13 protein-coding genes and 1 pseudogene are annotated in these 17,577 nt (G+C 44.0%); 12 read left to right on the top strand and 2 right to left on the bottom strand.

What is annotated here, in order from left to right:
* Window positions 1-32: 32 nt before the first annotated feature.
* Together BM159_RS05605 and BM159_RS05610 are read right to left on the bottom strand one after the other, a co-directional pair.
* Window positions 33-950, bottom strand: coding sequence for a capsular polysaccharide synthesis protein (locus BM159_RS05605; protein WP_093913278.1), 918 nt, complete (start codon window positions 948-950; stop codon window positions 33-35).
* 20 nt (window positions 951-970) lie between these two features.
* Window positions 971-2,728: a phosphoethanolamine transferase gene (locus BM159_RS05610; RefSeq protein ID WP_093913279.1), complete on the bottom strand. Its 1,758-nt coding sequence runs from the start codon at window positions 2,726-2,728 to the stop codon at window positions 971-973.
* Between the two features lie 265 nt (window positions 2,729-2,993).
* Between BM159_RS05610 and BM159_RS05615 the strand changes: the two genes are divergently transcribed.
* The 12 genes and pseudogenes from BM159_RS05615 (at window position 2,994) to BM159_RS05670 (ending at window position 17,499) form a co-directional block, all read left to right on the top strand.
* Window positions 2,994-3,752, top strand: a complete 759-nt coding sequence (locus tag BM159_RS05615; protein ID WP_093913280.1) for a glycosyltransferase family 2 protein — start codon at window positions 2,994-2,996, stop codon at window positions 3,750-3,752.
* Window positions 3,753-3,832: 80 nt separating this feature from the next.
* Window positions 3,833-4,963, top strand: coding sequence for a glycosyltransferase family protein (locus BM159_RS05620; protein ID WP_093913281.1), 1,131 nt, complete (start codon window positions 3,833-3,835; stop codon window positions 4,961-4,963).
* 7 nt (window positions 4,964-4,970) lie between these two features.
* Window positions 4,971-6,155, top strand: coding sequence for a glycosyltransferase (locus BM159_RS05625; RefSeq protein WP_093913282.1), 1,185 nt, complete (start codon window positions 4,971-4,973; stop codon window positions 6,153-6,155).
* Between the two features lie 40 nt (window positions 6,156-6,195).
* A complete protein-coding gene (locus BM159_RS05630; protein ID WP_177205933.1) occupies window positions 6,196-7,140 on the top strand; it encodes a glycosyltransferase family 2 protein in 945 nt (314 codons plus the stop codon).
* Window positions 7,141-7,185: 45 nt separating this feature from the next.
* A complete protein-coding gene (locus tag BM159_RS05635; RefSeq protein WP_093913284.1) occupies window positions 7,186-8,424 on the top strand; it encodes an O-antigen ligase family protein in 1,239 nt (412 codons plus the stop codon).
* A 36-nt stretch (window positions 8,425-8,460) separates the two neighbouring features.
* Window positions 8,461-9,933: a sugar transferase gene (locus tag BM159_RS05640; protein ID WP_218149522.1), complete on the top strand. Its 1,473-nt coding sequence runs from the start codon at window positions 8,461-8,463 to the stop codon at window positions 9,931-9,933.
* Window positions 9,888-11,447 carry a glycosyltransferase gene (locus BM159_RS05645; protein ID WP_143089402.1) on the top strand — a complete coding sequence of 520 codons (1,560 nt, stop codon included), beginning with the start codon at window positions 9,888-9,890 and terminating at the stop codon, window positions 11,445-11,447. Before BM159_RS05640 ends, BM159_RS05645 begins: the two co-directional genes overlap by 46 nt.
* Before the next feature lie 23 nt (window positions 11,448-11,470).
* Window positions 11,471-12,271: an ABC transporter permease gene (locus BM159_RS05650; protein ID WP_093913286.1), complete on the top strand. Its 801-nt coding sequence runs from the start codon at window positions 11,471-11,473 to the stop codon at window positions 12,269-12,271.
* A 20-nt stretch (window positions 12,272-12,291) separates the two neighbouring features.
* Window positions 12,292-13,029: pseudogene (locus tag BM159_RS05655) on the top strand (ABC transporter ATP-binding protein); the annotation flags it as partial.
* 256 nt (window positions 13,030-13,285) lie between these two features.
* On the top strand, window positions 13,286-15,100 hold the full coding sequence (locus BM159_RS05660; RefSeq protein WP_093913287.1) for a glycosyltransferase: 1,815 nt from the start codon (window positions 13,286-13,288) through the stop codon (window positions 15,098-15,100).
* A gap of 35 nt (window positions 15,101-15,135) precedes the next feature.
* Window positions 15,136-16,281, top strand: coding sequence for a LicD family protein (locus tag BM159_RS05665; RefSeq protein ID WP_093913288.1), 1,146 nt, complete (start codon window positions 15,136-15,138; stop codon window positions 16,279-16,281).
* A 54-nt stretch (window positions 16,282-16,335) separates the two neighbouring features.
* Window positions 16,336-17,499: an SDR family NAD(P)-dependent oxidoreductase gene (locus tag BM159_RS05670; protein WP_093913289.1), complete on the top strand. Its 1,164-nt coding sequence runs from the start codon at window positions 16,336-16,338 to the stop codon at window positions 17,497-17,499.
* Window positions 17,500-17,577: the final 78 nt, after the last annotated feature.

Genomic DNA, 17,577 nt, shown 5'->3' on the forward strand with positions numbered 1-17,577 from the left:
GAAACAACTACATACTCCATTGCCCTGTATTATTATATGTTCCGTAAATGCCCGTAAAACGTTTCATTGCCGAAGACTGATTCTTTGTACGTCTTTTTCCAGGTGAGCTTGAAAAACATGGTTTCGGCCGTCAGCTTTTTATAAACATTTTCATCAAACCGGGAGGACATTAAATCATCCAGGTTATAAAGTTCGGGATTATTTAAGGGCACATCATCCAAAATTTTCCTGCAGGCCGGGATCTCGTTGTACGCCAGGGCATAAACGTAATCAATTAAGAGATAGTGGATTAAGATTTTCTGCTTTTTCCAGTATTCAAGGAAAAAATGATACACGAAGTCACTCAATATATTGTTGCTCTCTGAAGCCTGCAAAAATCCTGTCCAGCGTTCTTTTGAGACGTTGCGCACATTTTTTTCGGCATGCTTTACCGTAAAATAGTTCCTGTCAAAAATCCCTTCGGGGATTTTTTTTGTGGTAAAAATGGTGGCGTCAAGCCACATTCCTCCATGATTTAATAACAGGCACACCCGTATTAGATCTGATAAATGCGTAAATGAAATCTGTCCGGATTTCACTTTATCAATAATGTACCCGGGTATATCGGCGTAATCGAGATAATTTTCCGCGGTTAAAATCTTCAGTGGGTGGGAGCCGCAGTTCTTTTCCATGTTTTTCAGGCACATTCTGACAACATCCGGCTGAACTTCGGGGCTGTCGCCCTGCAGCCATAACGTCCAGACTATTTTTGAATTTTTGTTTTTGGCAGCAGCATCGTAGCTTTTATGCCGGTATTCAGCGATGAAATCCCCATATTCTTCTTTCAGGTATTTCAGGATATTTCCGTTCCGGTAGTCGGAAGCGCCTTTACACATCGACGCGCAGACGGATGAAAAGGCAACGTCAAAGCCGAAATTCTTATGCAGTTCTATCGCCTGAGATACTTTCATCTTGCTATTTTCCCTCCGGTTTATTTCCCTTCCGCATCTTCTTTAATCTTCCGTTTTCCGTACATGGTCATAAAACGGTTCAGATCATGGTTATACCGGGGCGACGTAAGGTCATTCTCCGGCTCATACAGGGAACTGTCCTGGATATCCATGATTCCCAGCATTACATTAAAAATCAGGTCGTTGGTAAAATAATAGTTCTGCGCGTCCCTGAGCGCGGAAATCTTTTGGGGATGCTTTTGCTGATACGCTTCGGAAAAATACATATACAGCGGGATATAGGCCATTTCAAAAACGAAGGTATCCGGATTGTGGTTCAGATCATGGGCGACGCCTTCGCTGTGATCCGAAACGTAGACCAGGCCTTTAAAATTTGGCCAGGCGCTTATTTTTTTCACTAACTCTTTCATTACGTAGTCGTTATACAAAATGCTGTTATCGTATTCGCTGCGTACCCCTTCCCCGGAAAACCGGTTAAATTCGTACGGGTAGCGCTTGTGGTAGGCGATATGGTTCCCCATCAGATGAATGATGATCAGCATCTTGTCGGAAAGCCGGACGTCCTGCAAGCGTCTGACCAGTTCGCCATCCTGGTAATCCGCAGGCGCATTGGCAGCATTTTTGGTGATATGGGAATTGATCCAGATCTGCTGCCCGGCCGCGCCGGCGATGACGGTAACCGGAGTGTCCCAGAGCCCGTACCGCATCTGGTTGCTGAGCCAGACCGTCTGATAGCCTGCGGCATTGGCCACATCGATCAGGGAAACGGCTTCCTTCAGATCCAGGGAATTATACTGGTTCTTGGCGGTTAACGCATAACTCAGCGTGGGGACGGTCTGTACATGGCAGGAATACGCATTCCGGAACAACAGAAAATTCCTGTTTTGTTTCATTTCCTTCAGCCAGGGGGTCGTTTCCAAAGGATACCCGTAGGCTGACATACGGGTGCGGTTCTGTGACTCGCCGATGACCAGGACATAGATGCCGGGGTCGCCGGCGTTTTCCGTACGGAGCGTGTTCTGCAGCTGTTGTTTCCGTGTTTCCGCCAGTTTGATATATTCGTTGTAATTTGCCTGATATATTTTCGTTTCCAAAAAGATGCTGGTTACAAAGTTATCGCCCATGCGGCCGGTCCGCATCATAAGCACAACATTCAAAACAAGAAAGACCGCCGCGGCCGCATAGATTTTCCGGGATCCGCGTTTTACTTCCAGCCTGCGGCCAAAGGAACCGCAGATAATTGTTAACATAAGATAAAAGGAAACCAGGATCAGGGCGGCGAAATGCAGCTTATCCTGCAGGTATTCGGCCGCTTCCGCCATATTTGTCTGCAGAATGGCCATGACCCCGTCCACATTCAGCCAGGAAGATTCGGAAAAATAGTAACCCCATAAAATAAGCACCGGGAGAAAAATAACCAGGCCCCCCGCCCATAACACGACATTTTTCAGCCTGCCCGGAGCCGGCAATAAACTTACTGTTACCAGAAGGATGTTTCCCAGGGCAAGACAGAAAGTCAAATACGTGTCAACATCCCAGACTTTCAGCATGGCGGAACTGTAATAACGAATAACAAATACAGAGCACAGGACTGCCATAATGAAAGCCATCGCTTTGTAATACCATTTCTTCTCTTTGAACAGGTTTCCGCCGGCTACCAGCAGGATGGCATCCGCCAGCAAGAAGAGGGTGTGCCGGAAACTGAAATCATGCATGACGGCGGTGGTTACCGCTGTCAGTAAAACATAAATAAGCAGCGTGCAAAGAATATGTTTCATAATCGGGAAAAGTCCTTATTTGACAGGTAAAACGTGAAAGAAATACGTAAACAGACATCTAATAAATTATAGCACAGTTGCCGTGGAATGAGAAGAACGGACCGCCGGCGAAAACAGTCCGCGCCGGACTTGTGAGAAGTGTTTGCTGTTATGAGGTAATTTTGATATAATTAATAGAATATAAATGTTGTTACCTGTTTTATTTCCTGACAGGGCTGTTACCGGAGAAGTTCCTGCGCCCGGGGAAACACGTTGAAAGGCAATTATGGCAAAAATTACGGCTTTGATCCTGTCCAAAAACGAAGAACGGAATATGGAAGACTGCATTAAATCCGTGCTGTTCTGCGATGAGGTGCTGGTCATCGACGACTTCAGCGCGGACCGCACGAAAGAGATTGCGGAAAAGCTGGGCGCCCGGGTTTTGCAGCGCCGCATGGACGGCGACTGGGGCGGGCAGCGTACCTTTGCCATCCAAAACGCGACCCACGAATGGATCCTGTTCGTGGACGCGGACGAACGGGTTTCGGAAGCGCTGGCGGAAGAAATCAAAGCGGTTGTGGCAAAAGGCGAAAAAAGAGCCTGCCGGATCCGGCGTGAGAACCGGTTTCATTTCAATAAGGCAACCCACGGCGTGCTGCACCCGGATTATGTCATGCGGTTTTTCCCGGCGGAGAACAGCCGCTCGGAAGGCCTTGTCCATGAGAAGATTACAGCGCCGTATCCCGTTCAAAAACTGAAAGCCCCCCTGTATCATTACACCTACGACAGCTGGGAACAGTATTTGGGGAAATTAAACCATTACACGACGCTGGCGGCGAAAACCTACCGGGAAGAAGGGAAACGCTGCAACTTTTTCCTGGATATCGTCCTGCGGCCTGTCTGGGCCTTTATCAAGGTCTATTTTATAGAACGGGGGTTTCTGGACGGGAAGATGGGCTGGATCCTTTCCGTGAACCACTATTTTTACACCCTGAACAAATACGTCAAGCTGTATTACCTGTACAAGTCTGACGGAAAGCTGTAATACCGCAACGCGGGTTTGCGCCGGGATAAAGCAGTAACCCCGCAACACGGTTTCATACTGGGATAAACAAGAGGTAGCCTATGCGTGTAGCCATTTTGGAAACCATACTCATGCCGGCCGGCCATGAAGTGGAATTTGACCGGATCCTGGCGGACGAGCTGAAACGGCAGGGACATGAACCGGTGTTTTTTGTGCCGGAACACTTTCCCTTTAAAGTAGATTATAAATGTGATGTGGAATATCTGGACGGCGGCGAGGTGGTCACCTACGCCGGGGCGGGGTACGTGAAACGGCTGTACCTGGGTGTTGTGCGGGAGATACGCCGCCGGGCCTGGTTTACCAGCGCCTGTGAAAAGGCAAGGGCCGGGCTCTGTGACGCCATCATCGTGCCTACCGCCACCTACCGTTACCTGAAAGCCTTGCGGGGCAGCGCTTTAAAAGACAGCCCCGTGCCGGTCTATTTCGTTTTCCACGGCATCAATCCGAAAGAGAAGCCGAACTATGAAAAACAGGCCCGCCTGACCGAAAAGTATCCCCAGGTGCATCTGAAAGTCATTACCCTGCGGCATGACTTTGCCAACAGCAACCTGAAGAATATGGACGAGATCCCGCCGCCTGTCTACAAGCCGCAGGATCTGCCCGTCAATAAGGAACTGACCTTTACGCCGCCCATCAGGCTGGGCTTTTTCGGGCAGTTCCGGAAAGAAAAAAACCTGGGCTTCTTTCTGGAAGCCTTTACAAAAGCTAACTTTTCCGTGCCGGTGCAGCTCATCGTACAGGGTGCTACCGTAAAGCCGGAAGACGGGGATCTGTTTGAACAGATTGCCAGAGAATATGCCAAATACCCCAATATTGAATTCTGGCATAAAAACCTCATCGGGCTGGAATGGCAGAAAGCGCTGTTAAGCGTGGACGCCATCATGATCCCCTATGCGGCGGAGCGCTACCGCTACCACTGGGGCGCCATGCTGTTTACGGCTATCGGGTTTTATAAACCCTTCCTCAGCTCGCCGGAACAGAATCCGGAAGTGCTGGAAAAATACAGGATCGGCATGGCCGCGGATTTACGTTCCGTGGACGCGTTTGCCCGGCAGCTGGAGCAGTTTGTGGAACATCTGACGACCCATGCGGACGAATACCGGAAAGACATGGACGCCGCCAACGAAGAATACAGCCACGCCAAACTGATCCATAATATTCTGGGAAGGTGACCGCAGCATGCGTATTTTGTTAGCTAACATGGCGAAAATGGTGGAAGACACCGGGGGACTGGCCAAGGTGACCAGCGCCTTTGCCAATGAGATGCAGCGCCGGGGCCATAGCGTGTCCCTGGTGTACTGCGATGAGAAAACGGGCCGTTTTTACTACCCGCTCAACGCAGGCATCCCGGCATACGATGTACGTCATTTTAAAGGGCAGCGCATACGCTTTCCCTGGTATTTGATTGTGAAACGGGAAATCCTCCGTGTGTTCGATAAACAGAAAGCCAGAACCGTGAACAATGATTTCGCGGAACGGTTTCTGCTGCAGAACCTGAAACAGACCGTGGAGGAAGTCAGACCGGACATTATCGTATCGTTCCAGCCGGCCGCCAGCAAAATGCTGCTGTGCGACCTGCAAACGGCCGTTCCGGTCATCACCATGAGCCACGGCGACCCGGAAGACTACTTCCATACCTACCCGGAAAAGGAAATCCCGTCCCTGGAAAAAAGCGCCGTATGCCAGGTGCTGCTGCCGTCCTTTGCCCAACATATCCGTAACCATCTGCCGCAGGCTAAAACTGTGGTTATCGGCAACGCGATCCCCCGTTATGAAGAGCAGGCGGATCTGGAAAAAGTAAAAGACCGTTACACGATCGTATCCGTGGGCAAACTGACCAGGAACCATAAACGGCCCCATCTGCTGATCGAAGCCTTTGCCAAACTGGCAGACCGGTTCCCGGACTGGCAGGCCGAATTATGGGGCGATATAGACCAGCGCGCTTATTATGAAGAATTAAAACTTATGATCCGGAATAAAAACCTGCAGGACCGGGTGTTCCTGAAAGGAACGTCCAACGAAATTCCCGGGATCCTGCAGCGTTGTGACATATTTGCGTTTCCCAGCGCTTATGAAGGATTCGGTCTGGCGTTGGGCGAAGCCATGAGCATGGGACTGCCTGCGGTGGGCTACAAAAACTGCAGCGCCGTCAACGAACTGATTCAAGACGGCGTGACCGGGTTTCTCTGCGAAGAAGGGCCCGACGACCTGGCAGCCGGACTGGCCTGCCTGATGGAAGACCGGACCCTGCGGATCCGCATGGGGCAGGCTGCCCGGGAAAGCATGAAGCAGTATGCGCCGGAGGCCATCTGGGACGCATGGGAACGCCTGCTGGAAGAGATTGCTGCGAAGAAACACGTGTAAGTATTCTATCGTTGAAATATACAAAGGAGTATCACCCGGTATGCAGGAAGTCAAAGTCAGCGTGATAATGCCGGCCTATAACAGCGAAGTCTATATCCGCGAATCCATCGATTCCGTACTGGCGCAAAGCTTTACGGATTTTGAGCTCATCGTGGTGGACGACGGTTCCACGGATACGACCGCAGCCATCGTGGAGAGCTATGCCGACAACCGGATCCGGCTGATACGGCAGCCGAACCGGGGCGTATCGGTGGCAAGAAATACCGGCATCGAAGCAGCCCGGGGGGGGTTTATCACCTTTCTGGACAGCGACGACCTGTACTATCCGGATTTTCTGAAAACGCTGTATCACCTGATCCGGTCGAACAAAACCGAAATGTCTTTCAGCAGTTTTTCCGAAAGCTTTCATGTGGAAGACATGAAAAAAACCGACCTGAGAAAGATCCGTCATTACCTGAAAGACAAACTGCTGGGTACAAGAGTCCTGACCTCCGATTCGCAGATTGACGGGCTGCCTGTGCACATCAACAGCGTCATGATTTCCAAAAAGCTGATTGACCGGTACCACATCCGGTTCCTGCCCAACGTGCGGATGTTTGAAGACGGCAATTTCCTGTTTAAAGCGTTTATCGCGGCCAGAAAAATCTGCGGCAGTTATCTCAGTTTTGAACATTACCGCCGACATCCGGATTCCGCCAGCTTTAAGCTGAACGGGGTGAAAGAGGCGACGCCTGTGGATCTGCGGGAGAACGAACTGGAATTTGCCCGGCGCCACGGGCTGAACGGGGAGTTTATCCGCCGTGTCAGGCGGTATGACACCTTTAAAACGTTTAAAAGCCTTTACAAGCAAAAAAAACGGAAAGAAGCCGCGCAATACGCAAAGGAACACGAAACGGCCCTCGCGCAGTTTGCAGCAACCGGAGAACGGCTCAACGACAGGTTTTTTTGCAGGCTGCTGCTTTTCCTGGCGCCTAGAATGCAATAACGGTTACAATCCGTTTAACCAAGAAAGAAAGTTGAGTGTCCGCATATGAAGTTCTTGCCGGAATGGTGGAAGAAAACAGAGAAAACAGAACGGAACGCGCACGTATTAACGTTCCTGCTGACGCTTTCGATCTGCAGTTATCAAAGCGCTTTCATCAGCATTGTCCTGGGAATCGCCGGGGCGTACATCCTCGCTGACTGCATAAAAAAGAAAAGCATCCGCGGGTTTGCCAGCGACAGGGAATGCTGGTTCGGCATGGCCGTTTTCCTGGCAACGGTGGTGATCTCCTCCCTTATGCTGGGGGATAAGGGGAGCATCCGCATCGCCCTCAATTATGTATACTGGTCGCTTCCCTTCTTTATGATCATATACTTTATGAAACAGGCCGATGTGAAATACACGGTTTTGCTGGGGGTGGGCGTCTGTATCCTGATGGACGGGCTTTATACGGCGTATCAGTACGGCCTGTTGGCTCAGGGGGTTAAGCATATCGGCCGCTTTGGAAGAATCGAGCTGTTTTACGGGCACCCGAACCATTACGCCATGTTCCTGATCGCCATGCTGCCGCTGCTGCTTTTTGCCTTACAGGACCATACTCTGCAGGGGATAAAACGCTTTAAAGCGGCGGATATTTTTTTAATCGCGCTGGGGTTGTGGTCCCTGTTGAAAACCGGTTCCCGGGGGGCCTTCGGCGGACTCGCCATCGGAATCTTTGTTATCATCTTAATTTACTGTTACAGGAACAAATCCGTAAAGAAATTTCTCGCCGGCCTGGTCCTGTGCGCATGCGTATCCGGTCTGATGAGCACGCTGATGGTGGGCGGCATGCAGCGCAGGTATGACAGCGAGCGGCTTCTGCTGCTCCAGTCCAGTTATGCCATGTGGCAGGACCATAAACTGCTGGGCGTGGGGCTGAATAACTGGGAAGAGCAATATCAGAAGAAATACATTATGAAAACCGCGAAAGAGCGCAAGCTGACCGTTCCCCACAATACGGTCGCCTGGTTCTTTACCACCACCGGCGTGATCGGCGGGGCGGGGTACCTGTTTTTTGTACTGTATTACTCCGTTTTACTGTTCCGCAAAACTGGTTCGGAAGCAGACCGCGACCGGTGGATTTTATACGCGGTGCTGCTCTCATTTATTGCCGTCAATCTCCACGGCATGGTAGACGTAGGATTTACCCATAAAGGAATTGCCCGCCTGCTGTACCTGCTGCTGGGATTTGCGCTATACCGTTCCTGTACAAATAATGCTTTAAGAAAACAAAGAAATATAGTATAATAATAATAATACTATGTTGTTTTCGGAGGCGTTTCCGTGGACGGTAAAAGGCCTGCATACAGGCAGCGGCATGAAGCTGCCAAAAAATTAAAGAAAACTAACAAATATGCGTATTTGTTTGCCCCCATTCTGCTGATGCTGGCAGATTATTGCGCTGTGCTGTGCGCGGAAGACCTTTCCTTTTTTCTGCGGAATTATTTCGTCCGGAACCACGGGTACCTGTACATTTCCAAGTTTCACTTTTATCTCATCGCGCCGGTCATTTATATCGTGTATCTGCAGCTTTGTAATCTCTATACCCGGAAAATGCAGTTCTGGCGCATCATTGCCGGTATCTTTAAGGCAAACCTGTATGCCATCCTGACAGGCATTTTCATCTTATACGTCGTACAGCGAGCTGCCACGACGTCGCGGCTATACATGGGGTTTCTATGGATCTTTGGCTTTTTCTTTATCGTACTCTTCCGTTTTGTGCTGAAAAAACTTTTTGACCGGTTCCATCTTTTCGAAGAACCGGTGCTGTTAATGGGCGCGGGGCTCACCGCGCAGATTTTGCTGGACCATATAAAAAAAGACATCGGATTAAGCTACCGGTTCATCGGGTACCTGGAAGACCATGTGCCCAACGCGGAGGTGGCGGCGCAACTGCCGCGGCTGGGGAAATTCGCGGATGCGGCGGACGTGGTGAAAAAAACCGGAGTTAGGAACGTACTGGTTACGGCGCCGGGGTTGGAACAGCGTCAGCTGCAGGATATCGTCTATGAGATACAACCCCTGGTGAAAAACGTGGGCTTTATTCCGGACATGGGCAGCATGCCTCTTTCCAATATGGAGGCGGAAAGCCTGATCGACGGTCACATGATGATGTTCAGCGTGCGGAACAACCTGCGCAGCCGGACGAACCGCCTGTTAAAATGGATTTTTGACTGGTGTCTGACACTGGTAGGAACCATCTGTATTTCCCCTTTCCTGATTATCCTTGGAATATGGATCTACTGCGATTCTCCCGGGCCGGTGATCTTTAAACACCGGCGGATCGGAAAAGGCGGGAAAGAATTCTGCTGCTATAAGTTCCGGACGATGTGCGTTGACGCCAAAGACAGGCTGGAAGAACTTCTGGAAACGGATCCGAAAGCCAAAAAGGAATGGGAAGAGAATTTTAAACTGAAGCACGATCCCCGGGTGACCCGGAGCGGAAATTTCCTGCGCAGTACCAGCCTGGACGAGCTGCCCCAGATCTTTAATGTGTTAAAAGGCGAGATGAGCCTGGTGGGCCCCCGGCCGATTATTAAAGAAGAAATACATTATTACGGAAAGTATATTGACGATTATTATATGGTGCGGCCCGGGATTACCGGCATGTGGCAGACCAGCGGGCGCAGCGATACGGGCTATGAGCAGCGGGTGCAGATGGATACCTGGTATGTGCGGAACTGGGATTTCTGGTTTGACGTGGTGCTGCTTTGGCGCACGATGAAAGTAGTAATCCAGCGGAAGGGTGCGTATTGAATTTTTTGGGGGAGTTTTCAGTGCACAGACTTTATGATATGGTTTTTACGAATCAAAAAGAGAAGCAGAAACTTTATTATAAAGCGATAAGTTTAGAAGTTAACGCACAACAGGGGATGTTATTTTTATCCAAAGAAGCAAGCGTTGATTTGTTAACGTATTTTAACTGTTTTAGTATAATCAAATGGAAACAGTATACGACATTAAAGGAACTTATTATAGCCGGAGAAATTGCAGGAAAAGCTGAAATAAAAATTTTTACCGCAGGTAAAGGCGGAAAAACAATCGATATTTTTAAAACCGAAGGTGTATTTGTTAAAAGTTTTAAGATTAAAGATTTAAGCGGAGAACTTTTAGGATTAGAAATAAAGGCGACTACGGATTGCTGTATAAAAGAAATTTCTTATAACGGAGAATTTGAAAGCTGGCGTAATTTAAAGATAAGGGCTGTTATCTGTACATATAAAAGAGAAAAGTATGTTAATGCAACCATTAAAAAACTTTCTGATTTCAGTCATGAATTTCCCTGGTTCAGCAGTTTGGTGGTTGATAACGGCTCTACTCTGCCAACGTGTAATACGGAAATAGTAAAAATCATCCATAATCCCAACTATGGAGGCAGCGGAGGCTTTACCCGCGGTTTAATGGAAGAGTTGCGAAGCAACAGCAGTGATTATGTACTGTTAATGGATGACGATATTGATTTGGAACCTGCCGTTTTGAATCACATGTATGGGTTACTTTGCGGCATAAAGGAAGAGTATAAGGAAAGTTTTCTTTCCGGTGCAATGCTGCGGATGCAGACCCCTGTAATCCAGCATGAAAATACAGCCTACTGGGGCAAAATTCGTTTGCATAGCTTGGGAAGCGGATGGGATTTATCAAAACAGGATACGCTGGTAAAAAATGAGCAGATACCTGACCGGGAAAATCATTACGGCGCATGGTGGTTCTGCTGTATTCCCTTAACCCGTGTTCCGCAAATAGGGTACCCTTTGCCGGTGTTTATTAAAGGCGATGATATTGAATACGGCATACGGAATAATCGCAAAATAATTCATATGAACGGCATCGGAATATGGCATGAAGCCTTTGAAAACAAACAGTCTTTGTGGGTCGATTATTATGCCTATCGGAATTTTTTTATTATGAACCAGTACGCTAAAGGCTGTAACCGATGGACGCTTTTGGCCATGATTTGCGGCCGGTTGACGGTACACTTCATAAAAAGGCATTTTAAGGAGACGAAAATATTTAACATTGCATTGCGTGATGCAATGCAGGGGTTTGACAGGCTGACCGCGGTTCCTGCCGAAAAGCAGCTTGAACAAGTTAGGGCATTGCAGGGGGACGGCAGTTATATAGCGGCAGTATTTTCCATTTTATGGAAAGCATTTAAATGTATGTTTTTGTATGAAAAAATCAAGAAGGACTATCTTGCTTTTCGACAGGAAAAACTTATGGACGCTGTGTTTTGGCGGGAATATTTGAAAAATGGAAAATATACTTTATAGAACTGGTTTACGGAACACGGAATATGGAAATATTAAATTATAATTGGATTAAAAACACTTTTATAAAATTGAAGAAACATCAGTTCCTATTTGAAGAATTGGTGAAACGCGATTTTAAACAAAAATATAAAAGAACTGTTTTGGGAATGGCATGGAGTATTTTATCCCCGCTTCTTACGTTGTTGGTATTAAAAGTTATTTTCTCTCATTTTTTTGGTCAGAGGATAGCCCATTACACAATATATCTGTTCTGCGGAAACCTGCTATTTTCTTATTTTAGCGAGTCTACAAGGACAGGGATGGGGGCATTAATGAGCAATGCGGGGATATTTAGCAAGGTGAACATCCCAAAGTATCTGTTTTTATTTTCTAAAAATATATCTTCCCTTATTAATTTTTTGTTAACATTATGTGTATTTTTTATATTTGTATTTTTTGAGGGAATTCCATTTACACTAAAATTTTTTGCACTATTATATCCTGTATGCTGTCTGATTATTTTTAATCTTGGTATCGGTTTGATTTTATCTGCATTGTTTGTGTTTTTTAGGGATATAGGTTATTTATATAATGTATTTACCATGCTTTTAATGTATGCATCTGCAATATTTTACACTATCGAAACATTCCCGGAAAAATATCAGATGGTTTTTTACTTAAATCCTGTATTTTGCAATATCGCGTATTTCAGGAGCATTGTTCTGGAAGATACGATTCCATCTTTAAATCTTCACATTTTGTGTTTTTTATATGCTGTAATCGCTTTATTTATAGGAACTTTTATTTATAAAAAATTTAATCACAAATTCTTGTATTATATTTAAATTCGACAAGGAGTTTGGCAGTGTCCATTATTGAAGCAAAGGATGTATCCATACGATACTTAACAGGTGATTTTAAGGATATCGGCCTAAAAGAATATGTGGTTCGCAAGCTTCGTGGTAATTACCATGTGACGGAATTTTGGGCAGACCGACATATTACTTTTTCTCTTGAAAAAGGTGATATGTTGGGGATAATCGGATCTAACGGAGCCGGCAAATCAACGTTGTTAAAGGCAGTTTCCGGAATCATGGTTCCTACAGAAGGAAGTCTTAAGATTTCCGGAAACATAGCCGCTCTTTTGGAATTAGCCAGCGGCTTTGATAAAGATTTAACAGTGAGGGAAAACGCATATTTAAGGGGAGCGATGCTGGGTTACACTCGTAATTTTATGAATGAAAAATATGAATCGATTATTGACTTTGCTGAGTTACAGGATTTCCAGGATCGTCCTTTTAAGCAACTTTCAAGCGGGATGAAAAGCAGGTTGGCGTTTTCTATTGCATGTCTTGTAAATCCGGATATATTAATTTTGGATGAAGTACTGAGCGTCGGCGATGGAGCGTTTGCAAAAAAGAGCGGGGATAAGATGAAAGAGATCCTTAAAAGCGGGGTTACCGGGATTTTAGTTTCACATTCTTTGCCACGCGTGAGGAATTTATGTAATAAAATTTTATGGATTGATCATGGTAAACAAGTTGCCTTTACAGATGAGGTGAATTTGTACTGTGATGCGTATGAAGAGTTTTTAAATTCTAAAATATTACCTGAAGATCGGGAACAAGTAAAAGCGATGGCCGCCAATTTAAAAAAACGTAAAGATAAAGCAAAACTACTAGCCAATCGCAATGAAGCCCAGAAACTGGAAGATATGTTAAATAAAGGGACAAGTGATGCGGCTATTCAGGCTGCAATCAGTTTATTAAAAAAGAAAAAACCACAGGTGTTGAAATAGTAACACAAATGGGCAATGCATTTTTTATGCGAAATAAAATTAATCATAAGGAGCATTTTTTATGGAATGTATTTTACAGAATATTGTTTTACCAAACAGGGAAGTTTGTGCTGAAACCAATCTTTATCTACGTCACGATAAAGGGGTGGTAGTATATGAAGATAAAATTGTATTTGAGAAGGATACAGCCTGTGATTTTTCTACATATTTTAATTCTTTTTCTCTGAATAAGTGGCTGGAATATACTAATTTAGATAATATTGGCATCAGTATGGTCTTGGAAGGTCGTTTTTTTGTAGAGGTCTATTCGACTATTTGGTTTAAAGGGCAGGTAATACAGGATTGTGTTTATTCTAAAGAATTTTCGTGTCCAATGCCTGTAGAAATAAAGGTTCCAGTAGATATTTCAAAAAATGATAATATTTATTTCAGATTAATCAGTTTACAGGAAAACAGCGTGGCAAAAAAATGCGCTTATTACACAGATGTTAATGAAACAACATTAAATCCTGTTAATATTGATTTGGTAATGTGTACTTTTAAAAGGGAAGAGTACATCAAGCGAAATATTAAGTTATTAAAGGATAATTTTCTTGAAGCAAAAAAATATAACGCATCCGGACATTACAATGTTATTGTAGTGGATAATGGACAAACATTGAAAAAAGAAGATATAGAAACTGGTGATGGAAAAGTACAACTTTATCCTAATCTTAACACTGGTGGCGCCGGTGGGTTTTCACGTGGAATGATAGAATCGTTAAAACAAAAAAGAGCTACCCATATCTTGTTTATGGATGACGATGTCCTGGTACAAATAGAAGCGTTTGAACGGACTTATAACCTGCTTCGTCTTTTGAAAGAAGAATATAAAGACGCATTTCTGGGTGGAGCGATGTTCCGGATGGACCAAAAGAATATTCAGCACGAAAATCTTGCTGCTTTCAGGGGGAGTTATCTGCTGGGAATGAAAGGAGGACTGAATGTAGCTGACTATATAAATGTTCTTTTTAACGAGAAATTTGAAAAACTTGACAATATGTATTGCGCGTGGTGGTACTGTTGCATGCCGGTAACAATGTTGGGGCTCGATAATTTGCCGTATCCGTTCTTTATTCGGATGGATGATATGGAATTCTCGATTCGAAATATTAAGCATTGCATGAGTATGAACGGTATTTCTGTATGGCATGAGGCTTTCGATAAAAAGTATTCAGCCCTCATGGAAAATTATTTTATGTTCAGGAACAATATGGTTGTAAATACAATACATATGAACTACCCGCTGACAGGGCATATCAAGTTTTTTATGAGGCGGTTTGTGAAAGAAATATTCCGCTACGATTATCCGGGCGCTGAGCTTCTGCTGGACGGAGTTGAGCGTTTCTTGGAGGGGCCTGAATTTTTTAAGAATGTGGATACAGTAGAAGATTTGAAGGTACATGGCGCTAAACAATTAAAAACAAAACCTATACAAGAGATAACGGAAATGGAACCGTTTTGGGGCGCATATTGGCAGGACGTAGATAATGTTTATGAAGGAAAACTCAAAAAAATTTTCCGTTTTTTGACGATCAATGGACATCTTTTGCCGGATTTTTTCTTCAAAGAAAGAGGCTACGCAGAGTATGGTTATTTTACAAACAGCAAAATGTACTTCTGTAAAAAAATGCTGTTAGGGTGCGACCGGAATTTTGATACAGGGGTAATTTTAAAAATTGACCGGATGAAATGTTTCTCACTGATTTGTCGTTACATAAAATTAAACATCTCACTTGTACTTAATTATCAGAAACTCCGGAAAGAATATAAAAACAGCTTTAAGGAAATGACAGGAATAGATTTTTGGAAAAAGTACTTAAAACTTGAAGTTTAAGTGAAGATGTAAGATTGGTAGCAGGAAGGTTTTTTATGGAACAGAAATATAAAAATTTTTTGAAAAAAGTTTTACCTTACCAGGCAATTCAGGCTGGCAAGAATATAAGAGATGAATTTAATAAAGCAAAAGAAGAGAAGGAAAAGAAAAAGCAGGAAGAAATGCAGATAAAAGCAGAACTTCAGGCTGCGGAAAAGATGGAAGCAGAAAAAAACAAAACAAATGAAGGATATTTAGAAGCAGAAGTTCAGAAACTGAACGAGATTAATATCAGATTAAAAGAACTGGCTGATTTGCAAGATAAGTTAAAAACAATTAATGAACTTGATGCCAGATTGAAACGATTGGAAACATCATTGGCACAAATTGACGGTCTGCTACGAATCAATATAGAACCGGCCAAACTTCCCAAAGCCGGAGGGCAGCTTAGAATTCAGCAGTTGGCCTCTCTTTCCATATTAAAAAAACTGACCAGGTTTTTTGCACAACATGAAGTACATTACTGGCTGGATTTTGGAACACTTCTTGGAGCAGTACGGCATAAAGGGTTCATCCCTTGGGATGATGATATTGATATCTCTGTTCCCCGGGCGGATTATGAAAAATTAAAAACGATTATACCGGAATTCTGTCATGATGGCTTTTCTTATAGCGAGGGGGATATAATCCGTATTTTTTACAAAAGAACTTCTGCTCAGGTAGATATTTTCCCGTATGATTCGGGTAACTCAGTGGCGTTGCCTGCGGGAAACAAGTATCGAGATTTTAATAATAAGGTACAGCAGTTGTATAAAAGTGTGCCCTTTAACATCATAACCTTCCGTCAGAGCATTATACCGGAAGGATACAAAAAGAAAATTCATGATATATACAAAAAAGAGCTTTTAGAAAACAAGCCGGTACCAGATAAAGCTTTTATGTTTTTAGCCTATCACTGTTTTGCATTTAAGCGGGTTGCCTATGAATATAATGACATTTTTCCCTTGCGGGAAATTGACTTTGAAGACGGTGTGTTTTCCTGTCCCCACCTTACTGATAAGTTTCTGCATAAATATTGGGGAGATTATATGAGCCTTCCTAAAAATTGTAATACGCATCATCCGGGTATGTTAAACGCTATGGCAGATTACAATAACGTTTCGGAAATGCTGGCTTTAATAAACAGTGAAAAGAGTAAATAAAACGTTTGATAAATTATATAAATTTTGTTTGTATTGTTTAAGGTGAGAAAATTTATGGATGAGAAAAAAATAGTAATCATTGGTGGTACGAGTGGAATAGGTTTAGCAATGGCAGGTGTTTTATCTGAAAGGAAGGATGTTCATGTTACGGTTTTGGGACGGAATTCTTCCAAATTGGATAAAATCCAACATGTAACATTTGAAAAATTTGATATAAATAAAGATAATATTTCTATACTGCAAAAACATTTAGATGCCGATGCGCTGATCATAACGGCAGGAATTGGCAGATTAGCCGAGTTCTCCACTTTTACAGACTGTGAAATCGAAAAGGTTATTAATACTAATTGCACATCTATTCTTAAAATAATTCGACTGTTTTATCCAAGATTGCAAAACAAAAAACCATTTTACTGTTGCGTAATCAGCTCAATTACGGGTCTGCTGGCATCGCCGTTGTATTCGGTTTACAGTGCATCCAAAGCTGCTTTATGTAAATTTATTGAGGGGGTCAATGTAGAATTAAAAATGACCGAAAGCGCTAATATTATAACAAATATTGCACCCGGTCATTTGGATGGAACTTCATTTGAAGGAAAAGAAACAAATGTTGAGCGTTTGATTCCCTTGGCAAATAAGTTTATAGCTGCAATAGAATCAAGGCAAGAACTATACATCCCTAAGTACAGGGAGTGCTATCAGGCTGTATTGGCAAGGTATCACGAAAATCCTTTGAATTTCGGGACTGAAAGCTATACTTATAAAAGCAATACCGCACGAATTAACAAAACTCCGCTAATTAAAGTAGGCTATTTGAGTGGCACCTTTGATTTGTTTCATGTAGGCCATTTAAATCTTTTGAAACGGGCCAAACAATATTGCGACTATCTTGTTGTTGGCGTCCATAAAGATGCTTCACACAAAGGGAAAATTACGTTTATTCCCTTTGAAGAACGTATGCGAATAGTAGGTTCTATTGATGTCGTTGACAGGGTGATAGAATCATTGCCGGAGGACAAAGATGTTTACGATCAGATTATAAAATATGATTATCTTTTCGTAGGAAGCGATTATAAGGGAACGGAACGTTTTAATCGTTATGAAGAATATTTTAAAGATAAAGGCGTTCAAATTATATATTTTCCCTATACGCAAGGAACAAGCAGCACAAAATTACGGTTGGCACTTGACGCAATTGTAAAGTTTGCTGAAAAGTGAGTTGAAAAAGAAACAGTATTAATTATTAATATTTAATATAAAACTGTATAAAACTGTAAACTGCGGAAAACAACGTCA

The organism is Succiniclasticum ruminis DSM 9236, from assembly GCF_900112895.1.
Lineage (GTDB): Bacteria > Bacillota > Negativicutes > Acidaminococcales > Acidaminococcaceae > Succiniclasticum > Succiniclasticum ruminis.

Coding starts and splice junctions, on each gene's coding strand:
- BM159_RS05605 (WP_093913278.1), bottom strand. CDS start 950: ATGAAAGTATCTCAGGCGATAGAACTGCATAAGAATTTCGGCTTTGAC.
- BM159_RS05610 (WP_093913279.1), bottom strand. CDS start 2,728: ATGAAACATATTCTTTGCACGCTGCTTATTTATGTTTTACTGACAGCG.
- BM159_RS05615 (WP_093913280.1), top strand. CDS start 2,994: ATGGCAAAAATTACGGCTTTGATCCTGTCCAAAAACGAAGAACGGAAT.
- BM159_RS05620 (WP_093913281.1), top strand. CDS start 3,833: ATGCGTGTAGCCATTTTGGAAACCATACTCATGCCGGCCGGCCATGAA.
- BM159_RS05625 (WP_093913282.1), top strand. CDS start 4,971: ATGCGTATTTTGTTAGCTAACATGGCGAAAATGGTGGAAGACACCGGG.
- BM159_RS05630 (WP_177205933.1), top strand. CDS start 6,196: ATGCAGGAAGTCAAAGTCAGCGTGATAATGCCGGCCTATAACAGCGAA.
- BM159_RS05635 (WP_093913284.1), top strand. CDS start 7,186: ATGAAGTTCTTGCCGGAATGGTGGAAGAAAACAGAGAAAACAGAACGG.
- BM159_RS05650 (WP_093913286.1), top strand. CDS start 11,471: ATGGAAATATTAAATTATAATTGGATTAAAAACACTTTTATAAAATTG.
- BM159_RS05660 (WP_093913287.1), top strand. CDS start 13,286: ATGGAATGTATTTTACAGAATATTGTTTTACCAAACAGGGAAGTTTGT.
- BM159_RS05665 (WP_093913288.1), top strand. CDS start 15,136: ATGGAACAGAAATATAAAAATTTTTTGAAAAAAGTTTTACCTTACCAG.
- BM159_RS05670 (WP_093913289.1), top strand. CDS start 16,336: ATGGATGAGAAAAAAATAGTAATCATTGGTGGTACGAGTGGAATAGGT.